The 16528-nt window shown below is 68.0% G+C and carries 20 protein-coding genes and 1 pseudogene; 5 read left to right on the top strand and 16 right to left on the bottom strand.

Going from position 1 to position 16528, the window contains the following annotated elements:
• The 4 genes and pseudogenes from ACFOJE_RS10955 to ACFOJE_RS10940 form a co-directional block, all read right to left on the bottom strand.
• Positions 1 to 203: pseudogene (locus tag ACFOJE_RS10955) on the bottom strand (energy transducer TonB); the annotation flags it as partial.
• Entirely contained in the window at positions 200 to 625 is a 426-nt protein-coding gene (gene exbD, locus ACFOJE_RS10950) for a TonB system transport protein ExbD (protein WP_377814380.1), read from the bottom strand. The pseudogene ACFOJE_RS10955 and the gene exbD, both read right to left, overlap by 4 nt.
• A 6-nt stretch (positions 626 to 631) precedes the next feature.
• Positions 632 to 1606, bottom strand: a complete 975-nt coding sequence (exbB, locus tag ACFOJE_RS10945; protein WP_377814379.1) for a tonB-system energizer ExbB — start codon at positions 1604 to 1606, stop codon at positions 632 to 634.
• 334 nt (positions 1607 to 1940) lie between these two features.
• Complete coding sequence (locus ACFOJE_RS10940; RefSeq protein ID WP_377814378.1) at positions 1941 to 2903, bottom strand: CobW family GTP-binding protein; 963 nt, start codon at positions 2901 to 2903, stop codon at positions 1941 to 1943.
• Positions 2904 to 3058: 155 nt separating this feature from the next.
• Between ACFOJE_RS10940 and ACFOJE_RS10935 the strand changes: the two genes are divergently transcribed.
• Positions 3059 to 3421 (top strand): NADH:ubiquinone oxidoreductase, encoded by a 363-nt coding sequence (locus ACFOJE_RS10935; RefSeq protein ID WP_377814377.1) that lies wholly within the window; start codon positions 3059 to 3061, stop codon positions 3419 to 3421.
• 3 nt (positions 3422 to 3424) lie between these two features.
• Here the strand turns inward: ACFOJE_RS10935 and ACFOJE_RS10930 are convergent, their stop codons facing one another.
• Complete coding sequence (locus tag ACFOJE_RS10930; RefSeq protein WP_377814376.1) at positions 3425 to 3955, bottom strand: DUF3617 domain-containing protein; 531 nt, start codon at positions 3953 to 3955, stop codon at positions 3425 to 3427.
• A gap of 157 nt (positions 3956 to 4112) precedes the next feature.
• Between ACFOJE_RS10930 and ACFOJE_RS10925 the strand changes: the two genes are divergently transcribed.
• On the top strand, positions 4113 to 4520 hold the full coding sequence (locus ACFOJE_RS10925; protein WP_377814375.1) for a hypothetical protein: 408 nt from the start codon (positions 4113 to 4115) through the stop codon (positions 4518 to 4520).
• 265 nt (positions 4521 to 4785) lie between these two features.
• Positions 4786 to 5193: a hypothetical protein gene (locus ACFOJE_RS10920; protein WP_377814374.1), complete on the top strand. Its 408-nt coding sequence runs from the start codon at positions 4786 to 4788 to the stop codon at positions 5191 to 5193.
• Between the two features lie 94 nt (positions 5194 to 5287).
• On the opposite strand, the gene ACFOJE_RS10915 is transcribed toward ACFOJE_RS10920, so the two are convergent.
• From ACFOJE_RS10915 to ACFOJE_RS10865, 11 genes are all read right to left on the bottom strand, one after another.
• The gene (locus ACFOJE_RS10915; RefSeq protein WP_377814373.1) at positions 5288 to 5830 is read right to left on the bottom strand and encodes a flavodoxin; all 543 of its coding nucleotides are present in this window, start codon (positions 5828 to 5830) and stop codon (positions 5288 to 5290) included.
• 218 nt (positions 5831 to 6048) lie between these two features.
• Entirely contained in the window at positions 6049 to 7386 is a 1338-nt protein-coding gene (gene clpX, locus ACFOJE_RS10910) for an ATP-dependent Clp protease ATP-binding subunit ClpX (protein ID WP_377814372.1), read from the bottom strand.
• Positions 7379 to 8260 (bottom strand): nitrogen fixation protein NifM, encoded by an 882-nt coding sequence (gene nifM / locus ACFOJE_RS10905; protein WP_377814371.1) that lies wholly within the window; start codon positions 8258 to 8260, stop codon positions 7379 to 7381. The genes clpX and nifM overlap by 8 nt, the downstream gene beginning before the upstream one ends.
• Positions 8253 to 8720: a nitrogen fixation protein NifZ gene (locus ACFOJE_RS10900; RefSeq protein ID WP_377814370.1), complete on the bottom strand. Its 468-nt coding sequence runs from the start codon at positions 8718 to 8720 to the stop codon at positions 8253 to 8255. The genes nifM and ACFOJE_RS10900 overlap by 8 nt, the downstream gene beginning before the upstream one ends.
• Positions 8721 to 8736: 16 nt before the next feature.
• On the bottom strand, positions 8737 to 9084 hold the full coding sequence (gene nifW / locus ACFOJE_RS10895) for a nitrogenase-stabilizing/protective protein NifW (RefSeq protein ID WP_377814369.1): 348 nt from the start codon (positions 9082 to 9084) through the stop codon (positions 8737 to 8739).
• Positions 9081 to 9620, bottom strand: a complete 540-nt coding sequence (locus tag ACFOJE_RS10890; protein ID WP_377814368.1) for a hypothetical protein — start codon at positions 9618 to 9620, stop codon at positions 9081 to 9083. The genes nifW and ACFOJE_RS10890 overlap by 4 nt, the downstream gene beginning before the upstream one ends.
• A gap of 19 nt (positions 9621 to 9639) precedes the next feature.
• Positions 9640 to 10428: a serine O-acetyltransferase gene (cysE, locus tag ACFOJE_RS10885; protein WP_377814367.1), complete on the bottom strand. Its 789-nt coding sequence runs from the start codon at positions 10426 to 10428 to the stop codon at positions 9640 to 9642.
• Positions 10425 to 11576, bottom strand: a complete 1152-nt coding sequence (gene nifV / locus ACFOJE_RS10880) for a homocitrate synthase (RefSeq protein ID WP_377814366.1) — start codon at positions 11574 to 11576, stop codon at positions 10425 to 10427. The genes cysE and nifV overlap by 4 nt, the downstream gene beginning before the upstream one ends.
• Before the next feature lie 66 nt (positions 11577 to 11642).
• Entirely contained in the window at positions 11643 to 12848 is a 1206-nt protein-coding gene (gene nifS, locus ACFOJE_RS10875) for a cysteine desulfurase NifS (protein ID WP_377814365.1), read from the bottom strand.
• Between the two features lies 1 nt (position 12849).
• Positions 12850 to 13797, bottom strand: coding sequence for a Fe-S cluster assembly protein NifU (gene nifU, locus ACFOJE_RS10870; protein ID WP_377814364.1), 948 nt, complete (start codon positions 13795 to 13797; stop codon positions 12850 to 12852).
• 57 nt (positions 13798 to 13854) lie between these two features.
• Entirely contained in the window at positions 13855 to 14178 is a 324-nt protein-coding gene (locus ACFOJE_RS10865; RefSeq protein ID WP_377814363.1) for a HesB/IscA family protein, read from the bottom strand.
• Positions 14179 to 14447: 269 nt separating this feature from the next.
• Here ACFOJE_RS10865 and ACFOJE_RS10860 point away from each other — a divergent pair, with 269 nt between their 5' ends.
• The gene (locus ACFOJE_RS10860) at positions 14448 to 15680 is read left to right on the top strand and encodes an MFS transporter (protein ID WP_377814362.1); all 1233 of its coding nucleotides are present in this window, start codon (positions 14448 to 14450) and stop codon (positions 15678 to 15680) included.
• Between the two features lie 330 nt (positions 15681 to 16010).
• Positions 16011 to 16370, top strand: coding sequence for a hypothetical protein (locus tag ACFOJE_RS10855; protein WP_377814361.1), 360 nt, complete (start codon positions 16011 to 16013; stop codon positions 16368 to 16370).
• The last annotated feature ends 158 nt before the right edge of the window (positions 16371 to 16528 follow it).

Below are 16528 nucleotides of genomic sequence, written 5' to 3'. Positions count from 1 at the left end.
GGCTCCGGCTTCGCCGCGGGCGCGGCGGCCGGGGCCAGGGCGGGCAGCGGCGCCAGTTCCACCATCATGGCCGCCGGCTGCAGTTCGAGCGGCTCGGACTGCGGCCGCCAGTAGAGCGACCAGATCACCACGGCCGCATGCAGGCCCAGCGCCAGCAGCGCGCACAGGCCCCAGCGCGGCAAGGACTGCAGTCGGCTGATCACGGCTGCTTCACCGTTTCCAGGCCGACCAGACCGATCTTCAGGTAGCCGGCGGCGCGCAGCAGGTCCATGACCTCCATGAGCCGGGCGTAGTCCACGCTGCCGTCGCCGCGGATGAAGATGGTCTCTTCCTTGTCGCTATCGGTCTGCAGGTCGAGGGCGTGGCCGAGCTGCTCCGGCGCCACCTGCTCGTTGCCCAGGTAGAGGCTGCGGTCTTCCTTGATGCTCAGGTAGACCGGATGATCCGGTCGCGGCGACGGCTGCGCGGTCGAGGCCGGCAGGTCGACCTTGACGTCCACCGTGGCCAGCGGCGCGGCGACCATGAAGATGATCAGCAGCACCAGCATGACGTCGATGAAGGGAGTGACGTTGATGTCGTGGGCTTCCTGGAGGTCGTCCCCCCCCTCGTTGATGTGCATTCCCATGGCCGATTACTCCACTGCCGTCTTGCGCGGTTCCTGGCCCTGCCGGGCGGCCGCCGGCTGGTCGAGGTCGCGGCTGACCAGGAGCAGGATCTGCGCCGAGATGTCCGCCACCTGTGCCTTGTAGCCGGCGATGGAGCGGGCAAAGACGTTGTAGACGACCACTGCGGGAATCGCCGCCACCAGACCGAGGGCAGTGGCCAGCAGGGCTTCGGCGATGCCGGGGGCGACCACGGCGAGGTTGGTGGTCTGCGACTCGGCGATGCCGATGAAGCTGTTCATGATGCCCCAGACGGTGCCGAACAGGCCGACGAAGGGCGAGATGGAGCCGACGGTGGCGAGCACGCCGGTGCCCTGGCCCATCTTGCGGCCACTGGCGGCGACCAGGCGCTCGAGGCGGAAGCTGACGCGCTCCTTGATGCCGTCCTTCAGCTGGATGCCTTCCGACATGCGCAGCTCGTCCTGGGCGTCCTCGATCAGCGAGGCGCAGAAGCTGTGCTTGGCGTGGGCCAGCCGGGAGGCCTGCTCGAGGGTGCGGGTTCCTTTCAGATCGGCCAGCTCGTCGCGCAGGCGGCGACGCGCGCCGAGCAGTTCCAGGCCCTTGGCCAGCCAGATGGTCCAGGTCGCCAACGAGGCCAGCAGCAGGCCGATCATCACGCTTTTCACCACCGCGTCGGCGTTCTGGAACATGCCCCAGGGGGACAGGTCGTGCTTCACCGAGGGCTTGCCTTCCTTCTTCGCCCCGGCGACCGGCAGTGCTGGCGCGTTACTGGCCGCCGGAGCAACCGCGGCGGGAGCCGGGGTCGCGGGCACGGCCGCCGGAGCGGAAGCCGGCGCCACGCTGCCGGCGGGGGCTGCGCCCGGCTCCGGCTCGGCCATGGCGACGGGTGCCACCAGCAGGCTGCACAGCAGCGCGACGGCGGGCAGGCGACGGAACGGGATGGATCCACGGGTTGGCTGGGCGGGGGAATTGGATGGGTTCATATGGCCTGGATCACTGAGTGAAGGTAAGACAGATGGGCTGCCGGGCAGGCTGAACAGCGAATGTCATGCGGTGGCATCGGCCGGAGGGCCCGTGGGCTTGTCCATCACCCTGGAGCAAACATGGTGAAGGGATCATAGCAAGGGCAAAATCAAAACGGTACTCAAATGAGAAGTGTTATTGCTTGAGCCGCCCCGCCGCTGCCGCCCGGGGAAAACCGCGAGCTAGAGCGACCGCCGCATTCGCCGAGATTACCCGGTCCGTTCGCTCCTGCCGATAACCGACTAAGGTGCCCATTCTCCAGCCCCGCCGCCATAGCCGGCCATCGGGCCGCGGTCAGCCGGCCAAACGGCACCCCTCCATGCCGGCCTTGAGCGGGAGCTCGTCCCGGGCCTCGGCGAAGATCAGTTCCAGCCGCGAGTCGCGGCGCCATTCGCTGGCCTGCCAGCGGATCGGCTCGCCGTCCACGGCGTTGCCGGCGAGCCAGCCGGCATCGGTGCGCAGCACCAGCTTGGCACGGCGCCAGGGCAGTCCGGCCAGCCACTGCTGGACCCGCCGCAGCTCGAAGGCCTGGCTCGGGTGCCAGCGCCAGCCGATGCTCCAGCCCTGCGCCTGGGCCTGGCTGGCGCAGATCGGCCGGGTCGGGTCGGGCCAGAGTTCGGGCAGCGCCGGCGCGGCTTCGGGCAGGGGAGCCGCATCCGCCTCGGCGCGGGCCGCCAGCCCCGGCAGCAGCGCCAGCGGCAGACGGCCCTGGCTGGTCCAGTACAGCGGGCACGGCGGCAGCCGTCCGGCCAGCCGCACGCGGACCGCCTCGTCGAGGTGCTCCGCCTTGTTCAGCACCAGCAGCCCCGCCTGCGCCAGGGCCTCCGCCTGGCTCTGCGGCAGCGGCTGGCCGGCGGCCAGAGCGGCGGCGTCCAGCACCAGCACCGACGGCTGCAGCGCCAGCACCCCGGCCCAGGGTTCCTCGCCGAGCTGGCACAGCAGTTCGGCCGGATGGCCGAGACCGGACGGCTCGATCAGCAGGCGGTGCGGCTGGGCCTTGCGCAGCAGACGCGCCAGCCCGACCCGGAAGGGCGCGCCGTTGACGCAGCACAGACAGCCGCCGGCGACTTCGCCGAGGCTGATGCCCTCGGCATCGGTGCTGAGCAGCGCGGCGTCCAGGCCGATCTGGCCGAATTCGTTGATCAGCACCGCCCAGCGCTCGCCGGCCGGCTTCTGCGCCAGCAGTTGGCGGATCAGGCTGGTCTTGCCGGCACCGAGCGGACCGGCGATCAGATGGGTGGGGATGTTCTTCAGCATGGCGGGCCGGCCCTCCGGGTCTGGTCGGGCATTGTAGGGGGAATCCAGCGCCCTGTGCGGCCGCACGGGCCCGCTCCCCGGAGTCCGCGCCAGTACCGGGAACGGGGGCCGGGGGCGTGCTAGAGTCGCAGCCCGTTTTCCCGAGACCTGCCCCGATGCGCGTTCCCTTGCTGTCGCTGCTGCTGATCCTTTCCGGCCAGGCCCTGGCCGACGCCTGCACGGTGCACAGCCAGGGCGGACAGGTAAAAGTGCAGGTCTGCCAGGAGAACCGCAGCATTCCGGCCGGGCTGTTCCGCGACGGCTTCTGCCGCCCGCAGCTGCAGGGCCAGAAAGTCGAGGTGGAGTTCGCCGAGCGCTGCCCCGGCGACAGCTTCGGCATCTGCCGCGAGGCACGGGTCGCCGGCACGCCCTACCGCCAGGACATCCACTACTACGGGGTGGCGGCGGACGCGCGCTATCTCAAGCCGTTCTGCGAGGGCCAGAGCGGTGGCCGCTGGGAAGTCCCGCCGGGAAAATGAGGATCAGCGCGCCGGCCCGAGCGACCCGCAATCGGCCTTCAGCCAACGGGCACGGGACTCCATCCGGCCGTCCTGGGGCACGCCCTGGGAGTCGAAGCGGCTGACGATGCGGGTGACGAATTCGTGCGGGCCGTGGAACTCGGTCTCGCCCTCGCCTTCGAGCTGCGGACAGCTGAAGCGGAACCGCCAGTGCCGCTCGCCACGCTCGAGGATTTCCTGGCGGCAGCCCGAAGCCGGGTCCTGCAACGGCAGTTGCTGCGCCGCGATCTGGGCCCGGTCGAGACAGACGCGCACACCCTCCCCGCCGATCGCCACGCCCCGCCGGCGCATCGCCCGCTCCACCTGCTCCCGCTGGTCGGAGGGCAGTTGCTCGAGGCGCCGCATCATCTCCCGCATGTCCGGCAGGGGCTGGCCGTTCAACTGCATGTTCCGGCTGCCGATCTCCCACAAGCCGGGCTCCAGCTCCTGGGCCTGGAGCGCGCCGCAGGCCATGGCGGCCCACAGGACGAGGACGGCGGGCGAAGGCCTATCCACGGGCTGACATCCCGCCTCGACACGTCGAGCACGGTGCGTTTTCGAATGTTTTGATATGGATCAAGACAAGATCGCTTTTCCGGTACAGGCGCGACAGAAATTTTGTTCCCATGGATCACGAAAGGAGACCCATCAACGAAAGTTCCCTGGAGGAACCATGAAACTACATCGCGCTCTGGCCCTGAGCCTTGCTTTGGTGACTGTCGGCAGCGTCCATGCCGCCGAGTATGTCACCGAGATCCTCTCGAAAACCGAAGACCACACCGCCGGCAAGGCCAGTGGCGGGGTCACCGGCCTGATGTTCGGGGCGATCGGCGGTCCCATCGGCGCCGTGCTCGGGGCCGGCGCCGGCATGCTCGTCGGACACTTCACCCAGGACGGCACCAATACCCACGACCGTGCCTACGTCATCCGCACCCCCGAGGGCAAGGAAAGGACCGTGCGTTCGCCGAAGCACGAATTCGCCGTCGGCGAGAAGGTCCTGTACCGGCGCAAACGCCTGTATCCCATCAGCCAGGATGTCGCCGGGGCCGATACCGTCCAGACCGGGAAGACGCTGCCCTGATGTCCGGCAGGGGCCTGTCCACGGACTGACATCCCAACCCGAGCGACACGTCAAGCATGTGGTACGCCCGTTTGTTTTGACACAGGTCAAGACTAGATCGCTTTCTTGGTGCAAGCGCGACAAAATCCTGTCGCCATTGCGACAATTTGTCAGTGGCAAAAGCCGGCACATGGCCATAAGGGACTGAACGGCAAGGAAATTCTGTACTGGCATATTTCATGGATCAGGAAAGGGGACTCTTCAACGAAAGTTCCCCGGAGGAACCATGAAACTACACCGCGTTCTGGCCCTGAGCCTTGCTTTGGTGACTGTCAGCAGTGTTCATGCCGCCGAGTATGTCACTGAGATCCTCTCGGAAACTGAAGACCACACCGCCGGCAAGGCCAGCGGCGGGGTCACCGGCCTGATGTTCGGGGCGATCGGCGGCCCCATCGGCGCCGTGCTCGGGGCCGGCGTCGGCATGCTCGTCGGACACTTCACCCAGGACGGCACCAATACCCACGACCGCGCCTACGTCATCCGCACCCCCGAGGGTAAAGAAAAGACCGTGCGTTCGCCGAAGTACGAGTTCGCCGTCGGCGAGAAGGTCCAGTACCGGCGCAAGCGCCTGTACCCCATCTCCCAGGAAGTCGCCAAGGTCGATGCCATCCAGACCCAGAAGGCCATGCCCTGATACGGCATGCCGGGCGGCCCAGCCGCCCGGCGGTTGGCGGAAGCGGAAACGAAGAACCCGGCCGACAGGCCGGGTTCTTCGTTTCCAGCAGCCTTCAGAGCGGCAGGTCGAAGTCCGGGGCGATGAGCTTCAGCCAGGCATTCAGGCGCTCGTCGGTCAGGCCGCTCTGGTTGTCCAGGTCCAGGGCCAGGCCGACGAACTTGCCGTCGACCACCGAAGCGGAATGGTTGAACTCGTAGCCCTCGGTGGGCCAGGCGCCGACCACCTTGGCGCCGCGCTCCTTGACGAAGTCGTGCAGCTGGATCATGGCGTCGACGAACTCGTCGGCGTAGCCGACCTGATCGCCCAGGCCGTAGATGGCCACGGTCTTGCCGGTGAAATCGACGTCCTCTAGCTTGGGCAGGAACTCCTCCCAGCTCTCGTTCTCGCAATCGGCGGACAGGCCGGGCAGCTCGCCGTCGCCCAGGGTCGGGGTGCCGATGATGAGGAACTGGTACTGGACGATGTCTTCCGCGCTGACGCGGTTGACGTTGAGCGGCTCCGCCATGGTGTCGTCGTCGAAACGCTTTTTGATGAGTTTGGCGACCTTGCGGGTTTTACCGGTATTGGTGCCGAAGAAGAGTCCGATCCTGGCCATAACCTACCTCTGGCTGCATACGTGGGATTCGTGGTGGGGCTGCCGGCCTGCGGGCTTGCACCAGGCTGGCCAGTAACGGACAGCAAGATGCAGGCCACTCGGCCACCCCTGGTAACGCACTGATATAAAAGGCTTTTTTCTTTTTGACGGGGGGTTTTGTGACAAGTCCTACGCCGTCGGGCACGGCAGGGCGCAGGACCTGTCGGGTTTGCGACAAGCTAGAGATCGGCCGATAGCAGGGACTTCTCGCCGTCCTGGGCCGCGGCGGTGGCGACGGCGGACTGCTCCGCCGGCGCCTCGCCCTCCTCGGCCAGACGGGTGCGCACCACCAAGGTCGAGCCGCCGACCTCGTCCTCGGCCAGATCCAGGATGCAGCCGCGCATCAGGGGCTGCGAGGGCATCTCGAACATGGTCTGCTGCAGGGCTGCCTCCAGCACGGCACGCAGGCCGCGCGCGCCAGTCTTGCGGACCAGCGCCTGGTCGGCGATGTGGCTCAGGGCCGCATCGCTGATGGTGAGATCGACCCCCTGATAGGCGAACAGCTGCTTGTACTGCTTGAGCAGGGCGTTGCGCGGCTCGGTGAGGATGCGCAGCAGCGTGGCGTGGTCCAGTTCCTGGAGGAAGGTGATGATCGGGAAACGGCCGATGAACTCGGGGATCAGGCCGAACTCGTGCAGATCGTCCGGCAGCAGCGCGGCCAGCAGTTCGTTGGTCGAGGGCTGCTGCTGGCGCGGCGGCTGGGCGTGGAAGCCGATGCCGCCGGACTTGGGCCGGATGCGGCTGGAAACCAGCGCCTCCAGCCCGGGGAAGGCGCCGCCGGCGATGAACAGGATGTTGCGCGTGTCGACCACCTGCTCCTCGCCGTGGTCGCCGCGCCGGCCGCCCTTGCCGATGCGCACCTCGGTGCCCTCGACCATCTTCAGCAGGGCCTGCTGCACGCCCTCGCCGGAGATGTCGCGCACCGCCGTGCCGCCGCCGCTGCGCTTGGCCAGCTTGTCCACCTCGTCGATGTAGACGATGCCCCACTGCGCCTGCTGCACGTCGCCGCCGGCGGCATCCAGCAGCCGGGCGATGATGCTGTCGACGTCGTCGCCGACGTAGCCGGCCTGGGTCAGGGTGGTGGCGTCGGCCATGGCGAAGGGCACCCCGAGGATGCGCGCCAGGGTCCGCACCAGGAGGGTCTTGCCGGTGCCCGAGGGGCCGGCCATGAGGATGTTGGATTTCTCCAGCTCGACCTGCTCGCCGAGCTGGCAGACCGGTTCGCGGTCGCAGTTGAGCAGGCGCAGGTAGTGGTTGTAGACCGCCACGGAAAGGGTTTCCTTGGCCCCTTCCTGGCCGATCACCGACTCGTCCAGGTGCCGCTTGTACTCCGCCGGGGTACGCAGCTGCGGCGCCAGCTGCTGGTTCTTGCGCCGCTGCCCCCAGCTGCTCACCACCTGGTGGGCGAGCTTGACGCAGGCCTCGCAGATGCGCCCGTCGTTGCCGGCGATGAGGGGGACGGTCGGGCTCTTTTCCGCGCCGCAGAAGGAACAGCAGGGTTTCTCGGGATTAGACATGGGCCAGGTTCTCCACGGATGCGGTTTGTTGGAGCAGCCGTTCCAGCCATTCGCGCTGGCGTGCCTTGCGCTGCCGGATCTGCAGCCTGTCGCGCAGGCGCGGCAGGACATCTTCGAGGGCTACCTGGGTGGCGAGGGTCACCTGTTCGCAGAGCAGCAGGTGATAGCCCATCGGCGACTCGAGCACGTCGCTCGTCTCACCCGGCTCGAGGTCGAACAGGCACTCGTCCAGCTCCGGATAGAGGGTGCCGGCCCTGACCTCGCCGAGCAGGCCGCCCTGCAGCGAGGTGGGGCACTCGGAATGCTTCATCGCCTGCTCGGCGAAGCGCTCCGGCCGCTCCTGCAGGCGCTGGGCGATGGTCTCGATGCGCGTGCGGGCGGCGCTGCGGGTGTTCTCCGGGAAGTCCTCGTTGATGGTGACGAGGATGTGCCGGGCCTTGCGCGTCTCCGGGCGGACGAACTGCTCGATGTGGCTGAAGTAATAGAGACTGACGTCGGTATCGCTGATTTCCGGCAGGCTGGCGCAGACCCGCTCGAGGACCGCCTCGACCTTCAGTTCGCGGGCCAGCATGGCGCGCAGCCCGACGGGGTCGAGCCCCTGGTCGGCGAGCGCCTGCTGCATGGCCTCGGCGTCCTCGTAGCGGCCGGCGATCTGCATCCAGGCATCCTCGACCTGTTCCGGCGGGATCACCACGCCGCTGGCCTCGCGGCTGCGCAGCACGGCTTCCTCGATGCGCAGCTGGCGGCCGACGATGCGGCTGGCCTGCTGCAGCTGCTCGCTGCTGAGTTCGCCCGGGGCACGGCCGAACTGTTCGTGGGCCACCTTGAGCAGGTAGTAGCGGCCGTCGCCGCCGGTCATGGGCTGGTTATTCATCGGCCACCTCCGCCATTTCCGTCTCGGCCATCATCAGGGTCTGCTCGGGCACCTGCAGAACCAGTCCGTCGCCGAAGTGCACGTGGTACTGGATCCCGTCCGGCAGGTCGCGCAGGACCTTCATGATGCTGCCTTCCTGGCCCAGCTCCACCAGGACCTTGCCGCGCACCGCCAGGGTACGGGTGGTCCGCACGGTGTCGCGGAACTCGAACAGATTGGGCACCCAGGGTGCCGAGGCGGGAATCAGCTCCTCCTCGCGACAGCCCACGGTGCGGCCCGCCTCGAGGAAGTGAACGCGGTAGATCAGCTGGTCCTGCAGATAGGTGCCGACGTCGTAGACGCAGCCCACCGCGCCGCGACGGATCAGCAGGGTGCCGGTATCCATGCCCGGATAGGTGCCGTCGTTGCGCACGTTGCGGATCAGCCGTACCTCATCGCCATATTCGAACTGCGGCAGCATGGCGCGTCCCTCCTGCTCAGCCGAGCAGCTGGTCGATGGAGACGAAGGTCTTCTGCGGCTCGTGCATGTGGAAGACCTTGAACACCTTTTCGGTCAGGGCGTCGGACTCGACGAAATCCTGGTAGGCGCGCGCCAGCAGCTGGCGGTAGACCGCATACAGCGCCTCGTCGTCGTGGGCACCGAGGTCGCCGGCCTTGCCCAGATAATCGTGGTAGCGCTGCATGATGTGCAGGCGGTTGACGTGTACCACCTTCTGCTCGAAGGGGACGCTGAAGAACTCCAGGAAGTCCTCGGCGGACACCAGTTCGTCCATGGCCTCGTCCAGCGTCAGGTCGGAATCCGGGGAAAAGGGTTGCACGGTCATGGTCGTATCTCCGCAGTGGCCGCAGTGGGAAAAATCAGGATTTCGGCGTTGTGCTCCGCCAGCACGTCCAGCAGCAGGCGGGCGCCGAGACGGTTGCCTGCGTCCAGTTCGACGACCTTGGCGAGCATGGCCTTGCCCTGCTCGAAACGGCCCAGGCGCAGGCTGAGGTAGCCGGCGCCCTTGAGCGCCAGCAGGTGGAAACGCAGCAGGCCGATGCCGTGCCCGGCCGCGACGGCCAGGTGCTCCGGGCCGAGCGCGCGCCAGTCGGCGGGCAGCGCCAGGCGCGGGCCGACCACCGCCATCACCCGTTCGGCGATGTGCAGGGCGTCCTGGTAGCGGTGCTGGTAGTAGTAGAAGCGGTAGAGCCCGACCAGCACCATGAGGTTGTCTGGCGCCAGGACCTGGGCCTCCAGCAGAGGCTGCTCGGCCGTGCCCTGGGCGTATTGCTCGGCGGCGGCGGCCAGCAGCGCGTCGATCTGCGGGGCGTGCGGGTCGTCGAAGTAGAGGCCGGCGCCGTCGAAGTCCTGAAGATCCATGCCGATTCGCTCCTTGCGTTCACTCCACTGCCGGCGCGACGGCGGCCAGCCGGCGCGGGGCGCTCTTGGCGACCGCGCCGCCGGCACAGTCGTTCTCGCAGATGCTGTTGTCCACGTTGCAGTTCTGGTAGCGCTGCTGCTGGCTGACGGCGGCGATCTGGCCGTCCTGCTCGATCCGCTTCTCCAGGCTGTCGATGCGCTCGAGCAGGCAGGCGATGGCCTTGCCCACCGGGTCGGGGATCAGGTGATGGTCGAGGTCGATGCCGTAAGGGTTGGGCCGCCCGGCTTCGCGCAGCTTGACCACCTTGCCGGGGATGCCGACCACGGTGCAGCTGTCCGGCACGTCCTGTACCACCACCGAGTTGGCGCCGACCCGGGCGCCGGCGCCGACGGTGATCGGCCCGAGAATCTTGGCCCCGGCGCCGACCAGCACGCCGTCGCCCAGGGTCGGGTGACGCTTGCCCTTGCGCCAGCTGGTGCCGCCCAGGGTCACGCCGTGGTAGAGGGTCACGTCGTCGCCGATCTCGGCGGTCTCGCCGATCACCACGCAGGCGCCGTGGTCGATGAAGAAGCGCGCGCCGATGGTCGCACCGGGATGGATGTCGACGTTGCTCAGAAGACGCGCGACGAAGGCCAGCAGCCGCGCCGGATAGCGCCAGCCGGCAGTCCACAGGCGATGGCTCAGGCGGTAGGCCATGATGGCGTGCACGCCGGGATAGGTGGTGAGCACCTCGAAAGTGGTGCGGGCGGCGGGATCGCGCTGGAACACGCAGCGGACATCCTCGCGCCATTCGGAAAACAGGCTCATGCCATACCTCCTACGCTGAGCTCCGGCATCCGTTGCTCGCACAGCTGGCGATAGAACTCTTCCAGCTCGGCGGCCTGCGGGCTGCGCTTGGTGCGGGTGGAGAAGGCGCGGATGCGTCCGAGCAGGGCCTGGCTCTGCCAGTCGTCCAGCTCGATGCCGAGGGCCTGGTAACTGGTGCGGACCATGTGCGCGCCGGAGTGCTTGCCCAGCACCAGCCGGTGGCTGCGGCCGAGCTCGTCGGGATTGAGCCCCTCGTAGTTGCGCCGGTACTTGAGCAGGCCGTCCACGTGGATGCCCGCCTCGTGGGTGAAGACCCCGGCGCCGACCACGCTCTTTTGCCAGGCCACCTGGCGCCCGGAGGCCTGCTCGACCAGGGCGGAGACGGAGGGAATGGCGCGGGTGTCGATGCCGCAGTCCAGGCCGTGCAGGTGCTTGAGGGCCAGCACGCACTCCTCCAGCGCCGCGTTGCCGGCCCGCTCGCCGAGGCCGTTGACCGTGGTGTTGATGTGGCTGGCGCCGCCACGCACCGCGGCCAGGGTGTTGGCGGTGGCCAGGCCGAAGTCGTCGTGGGCGTGGACTTCCAGCTCCAAGTCCAGGCGGCTGCGCAGGAAGCGGAAGCGCTCGTACATGGCGAACGGCTCCATCACCCCGACGGTGTCGGCGAAGCGCAGGCGCCGGGCGCCGGCGGCCTGGGCCGCTCCGGCGACGCGGACGATGAAGTCGATGTCGGCCCGCGAGGCGTCCTCGCAGCCCAGGCAGACCTCGAAGCCGGCCATCCGCGCCTCGCCCACCAGCCGCGACACCTCGCGCAGGGCCCAGTCGCGGTCGCGGCCGAGCTTGTGCTGGAGCATTAGGTCGGAGACCGGCAGCGACAGGTCGACCATGTCCACCCCGCTGCTGCGCGCGGCCGCCAGATCCATATCACAGAGCCGGCACCAGGCCAGCAAGCGCGACGGCAGGCGCAGGGCGGCGATGGCGCGCATCACCTCGCGCTCTTCGTCGCCCATGCTGGGGATGCCGATCTCCAGCTCCGGCACGCCGAGGCTGGCCAGGGCGCGGGCGATGGCGATCTTCTCTTCGGCGGTGAAGGCCACCCCAGCGCTCTGTTCGCCGTCGCGCAGGGTGGTGTCGTCGATCACGATGGACATGCTGGATCTCCTCTGGCCCCCGATGGCCGGCCCGCAAGCGGGCTCAGGCCGCCACGGTGACGCGACTCAGCCGTAGACCGGCGCGAACGCCTTGTCCGCCTCGACCGGGCCGTTGCCGCTCCAGTAGGGCGACAGCTTGCGCAGCTGGGCCACGATCGGCGGCACCTCGCGGATCACCCGCTCGACTTCCTCTTCCGTGGTGTAACGCGACAGGGAGAAGCGCACGGTGCCGTGGGCGGCGGTGTAGGGAATGTCCATGGCGCGCATCACGTGGGACGGCTCGAGCGATCCCGAGGTGCAGGCCGAACCGCTGGAGGCGGCGATGCCAACCTTGTTCAGCAAGAGCAGGATGGCCTCGCCCTCGATGTACTCGAAGGCGATGCTGGCGGTGTTCGGCAGGCGGTTGTCCGGATCGCCGGTGACGAAGGCGTAGGGCACCGCGGCGAGGATGCCGGCCTCCAGCTTGTCGCGCAGGCGCTTGACCTCGGTGTTCTCGTGCTCCATGAAGGCCAGCGCGCGCTCGGCGGCGACGCCCAGGCCGACGATCGAGGCGGCGTTCTCGGTGCCGGCGCGGCGCCCGCGCTCCTGGTGGCCGCCGCGCAGCAGCGGGCGGAAGCGGGTGCCGCGACGCAGATAGAGCACGCCGATGCCCTTGGGCGCGTGCAGTTTGTGGCCGGACAGGGAGAGCATGTGGATCGAGGTGTTCTTCAGGTCCATGGGCACCTTGCCCACCGCTTGCACCGCGTCGGTGTGGAACATGACTCCGGCCTCGTCGGCCATGCGCGCCATCTCCTCCACCGGGAACAGGGTGCCGGTCTCGTTGTTGGCCCACATCACCGAGACGACGGCCACATCGTCGGAGAGCAGCGCGGCGTACTCGGCCAGGTCGAGGCGGCCCTTCTTGTCCACCTTGAGCTTGTGCACGGTGTAGCCCTCGCTGGCGAGGTGATCGCAGAGGCTCAGCACCGCCGGATGCTCGACCACCGTGGTGATGATGGTCTTGCGCTCAGGCTGGGCCTTGAGGGCGGAAAGGATGGCGGTGGAATCGGACTCGGTGCCGCAGGAGGTGAAGACGATTTCCGAATCGTGCTCGGCGCCGAGCAGCTTCTGCACGCTCTGCCGGGCCTTCTTCAGCGCCACGCCGACCTGGTTGCCGAAGCTGTGCAGGGACGAGGGGTTGCCGAACTGCTCGGTGAAGAACGGCAGCATGGCCTGGACGACCTCGTCGTCCACCCGGGTGGTGGCGTTGTTGTCGAGATAGACGTCAGCCATGTCACACCTCCATCTGGGCCTGGGCAGCGGCGCTGACCGGGATCACCTTGACGAACTCGCCGAGTTCCTCGATCAGGCGCTGCTGGATGCCGCCGAGGGTCATGGCCGCCATCTGGCAGCCGGTGCAGGCGCCGGTGAGTTTGACGTAGACGCTCTTGCCGTCGACGTCCAGCAGCTCCACGTCGCCACCGTCGCGCTGCAGGGTCGGACGGATCGACGCCAGCACGGTCTCGATGCGGCGGATGCGCTGCAGGTTGGTCATCTTGCCGGCAGCCGGCTCGGTCGGAGCGGCGGGCGCGGCAGCCGGCGCGGGCTTGGGCGACTCCAGGGTGACCACCTTCTTCTTGGCCTTGGTCGGCGCGGCGACGAAGACCTCGCCGCGGGCGGCCAGCTCCTCGGTCAGCACACGCTCGATGGCCTCGTGGCAGGCGGAGCAGCCTCCGCCGGCCTTGGTGTAGTTGGTCACGTCCTCGACGGTGGAGAGCTGGTTGGCGCGGATGGTGTCGCGAACCATGACCTCGTCCACGGCGAAGCACTTGCAGACCAGCGCGCCTTCCTCGTGGTCGTCCTCCAGCTCCTCGCCGCGGTAGTTGGCCACCGCCGCCTGCAGGGCCTCGCGGCCCATCACCGAGCAGTGCATCTTCTCCGGCGGCAGGCCGTCGAGGAAATCGGCGATGTCCTGGTTGCTGATCTTCAGCGCCTCGTCCAGGGTGAGACCCTTGATCATCTCGGTGAGGGCCGAGGACGAGGCGATGGCCGAGCCGCAGCCGAAGGTCTGGAAGCCGGCATCGAGGATGACGTCGGTCTCCGGATCCACCTTCAGGGTGAGGCGCAGGGCGTCGCCGCAACTCAGCGAGCCGACGTCGCCGATGGCGTTGGCCTCGGGCACCGCACCGGCGTTCTTCGGGTTGTAGAAGTGCTCTTTGACCTTTTCCGAGTAATCCCACATGACGGCTGATCTCCTGGTGATTCTTGGGGCGCCGGCCCGGCCGGCAACCGCAGTTGCCTAGCAGGCGAAGGACTTGCCGCAGCCGCAGCTGCTGCTGGCATTCGGATTGACGAAGGTGAAACCGCTACCTTCCATGCTTTCCACGAAATCCATGGTCACGCCCTGGAGCAGGGGCGCGCTGGCGTCGTCGATCAGCAGGGTGATGCCGTCGCAATCCACCAGCTGGTCGCCGTCGGCGCCGATCTCTTCCAGCTTCAGGCTGTACTTCAGGCCGGAGCAGCCGCCGCCCTCGACCCGGATGCGCAAACCGGCGACCGGCTTGTCAGTGCTGCTGATGAAGCGGGTTACCGCGGACTTCGCGCTGTCTGTCAGGGTAATCATCGGTTTGTCTCCTCGGCGGTTGCAGTCGCGTGTTCAACCTGGCCGAGGAGGTTTTGCAAGTGATATGCCACCCGCAGGCCGTCATAAAAAAGCCGAATAATCAATCGGTTGGAAAAACATGGCGGCGTCTCGGGCTGTCGCGAACAAGACCAGCGACGAGGGATGTCGGCTTTGCGACAAGGCCGCCGAGCAAGCCGGCACGGCGGCCGGCAGACGCTTCCCGCGGTGCCTGTAGTATCCTTTTCACATTTTTCTGACAGACCCTGCGCATGTTCCGACATACCTTCAGGGCCCTGAGCCATCGCGCCTTCCGGCGCTACTTCATCGGCCAGGGCGTTTCCCAGACCGGCAACTGGATCCAGCAGGTCGTACTGTCATGGTTGGCTTACGAAAACAGCGGCTCGGCCCTGTGGCTGGGCCTGGTGGTGGCGGCCGGACAGGCCCCGCTGCTGCTGGCGCCGCTGGGCGGCCTGCTCGCCGATCGCCACGACCGGCGCCGGCTGCTGCTGATCAGCCACGGTCTGGGCCTGCTGGTGGCCTGCTGGCTGATCGTACTGAGCCTGACGGGATCGCCGGGCCTGCCGGCACTGCTGCTCGCCTCCCTCGCCCTGGGCGGGATCAACGCGCTGGAGATGCCAGTGCGCCATGCCTTCATCGCCAACCTGGTCGGCGGCACCGAGCTGCTGAGCAACGCGGTGGCCCTCAACTCCCTGGTGTTCAACGGCGCGCGGCTGATCGGCCCGCCGCTGGCCGGCGTGCTGTTCGCCGCCTTCGGCGCGCCCCTGTGCTTCGCCCTCAACGCCCTGAGCTACGTCGCGGCCCTGCACAGCCTGCTGCGAATCCGCGGCGGCCGGCGGATCGCCCCGGACGGCAAGGCCTGCCTGCGGCAGTCCTTCGACTGGCTGCGCACGACCCGGCCGGCGCGCTGGCTGCTGTTCACCGCGACCCTGACCAGCATCAGCCTGACCCCGGTGATGACCCTGCTGCCGGTCTACGCCCAGGACATCTTCGACGTCGGCCCGACCGGCCTGGGCCAGCTGCTCGGCGCCTCGGGCATCGGCGCGCTGGCCGCCACCCTGTGGCTGGCCGCCCGGCGTACCCCGCTGCGTCTGGAGGTCAGCATGACCGGTGGCGCCCTGCTGTTCGGCCTGTCCTGCATCGGCTTCGCCAGCAACCAGATCTTCTGGCTGGCCTGCCTGCTGCTGGCCGTGGGCGGGGCCAGCCTGGTGGCCGTCACCACCTCCAGCACCACCCTGCTGCAGTGGCTGGTACCGGACGCCCTGCGCGGGCGGATCATGGCCCTGCACGGCATGTTCTACCTGGGCAGCATGCCCTTCGGCAGCCTGCTGGCCGGCGCCATCGCCGAACGCTGGTCTGTGCCCATGGCCTTCATGACCGGCGGCGCGACCATGCTCGCCCTCACCGTCCTGCTCGCCGTGCAGCTGCCGCGCCTGGCCCGCGAGATTGAGCAGACCCGGCGCAAGGCGATGGCGGCAGCCTAGGAGCCGCTAGCCACCCCGGACCCGGAGCGTTCCGGCGGCGGCCTGGAACCCGAATCGGCATCCCCCGCCCGCGCCCTTGTAGCGTTATATACCAAGCTACATAACGGCGCACCAAAGCGACGCAAGTCCGACAACTCCCGGGCGTCCGCAGCACTCCGGAAGAAATCGGCAAGTCACTGATTCAACAGATTAAATGTAATTGCATAGGACTCTGGAAAGCTTCTTGCTAGGTCTCTCCCGCAGAGCGAGTCACTCGCGCAGTATTTGCGTACAGACGGCCATAAGGAGGGATCTGCCTTGTTAGCCAGAGCGAAATATCGACCATCCACGGTGCCCAGCGTAGCGCGCACCGCCCAGCAACCCTCGTGGCGCGACCGCCTGCCACCCGCCTTGCGCGAGATGGTGGCGACCCCGCTGACCTTCAAAGTCTTCCGCGACAGGGAGCTGCCCGCCGAGCGCTGCTTCGGCTACGACGCGCAGCACGATCCCTGCTATTACGCCCACCGCTTCAGCATCCAGGAACTGCGCTCCGACGACGACGAGGAGTTCTATGCCTGCACCCTGTACGGCGAGTCGCTGGCGGCCTGGCGCCTGCACGACGGCCACTGGCTGATCCATCGCATCGTGCACAGCGACGAACAGTGCGACGAGCAGGGCTGCTACAGCCTGAGCCCGGACATGCCGCGCTGAGCGCGGCTCCTCCTCGCCCTACGGGCCTCCCTCCCCGCGCCGACTCGCCGGCACGGAAACATCCCGCCGTGCCGGCGAGCATCCTCCCGGGACGAACGCCGCCACAGGCGTCGTCGCATTCCCCACAGTTCTTTTCTATTTAGTGTCGTACATAAAAC

The sequence above is a fragment of the Azotobacter bryophylli genome (assembly GCF_042643485.1).
GTDB lineage: Bacteria > Pseudomonadota > Gammaproteobacteria > Pseudomonadales > Pseudomonadaceae > Azotobacter > Azotobacter bryophylli.
This window is presented reverse-complemented; position numbering and strand designations above follow the sequence as displayed.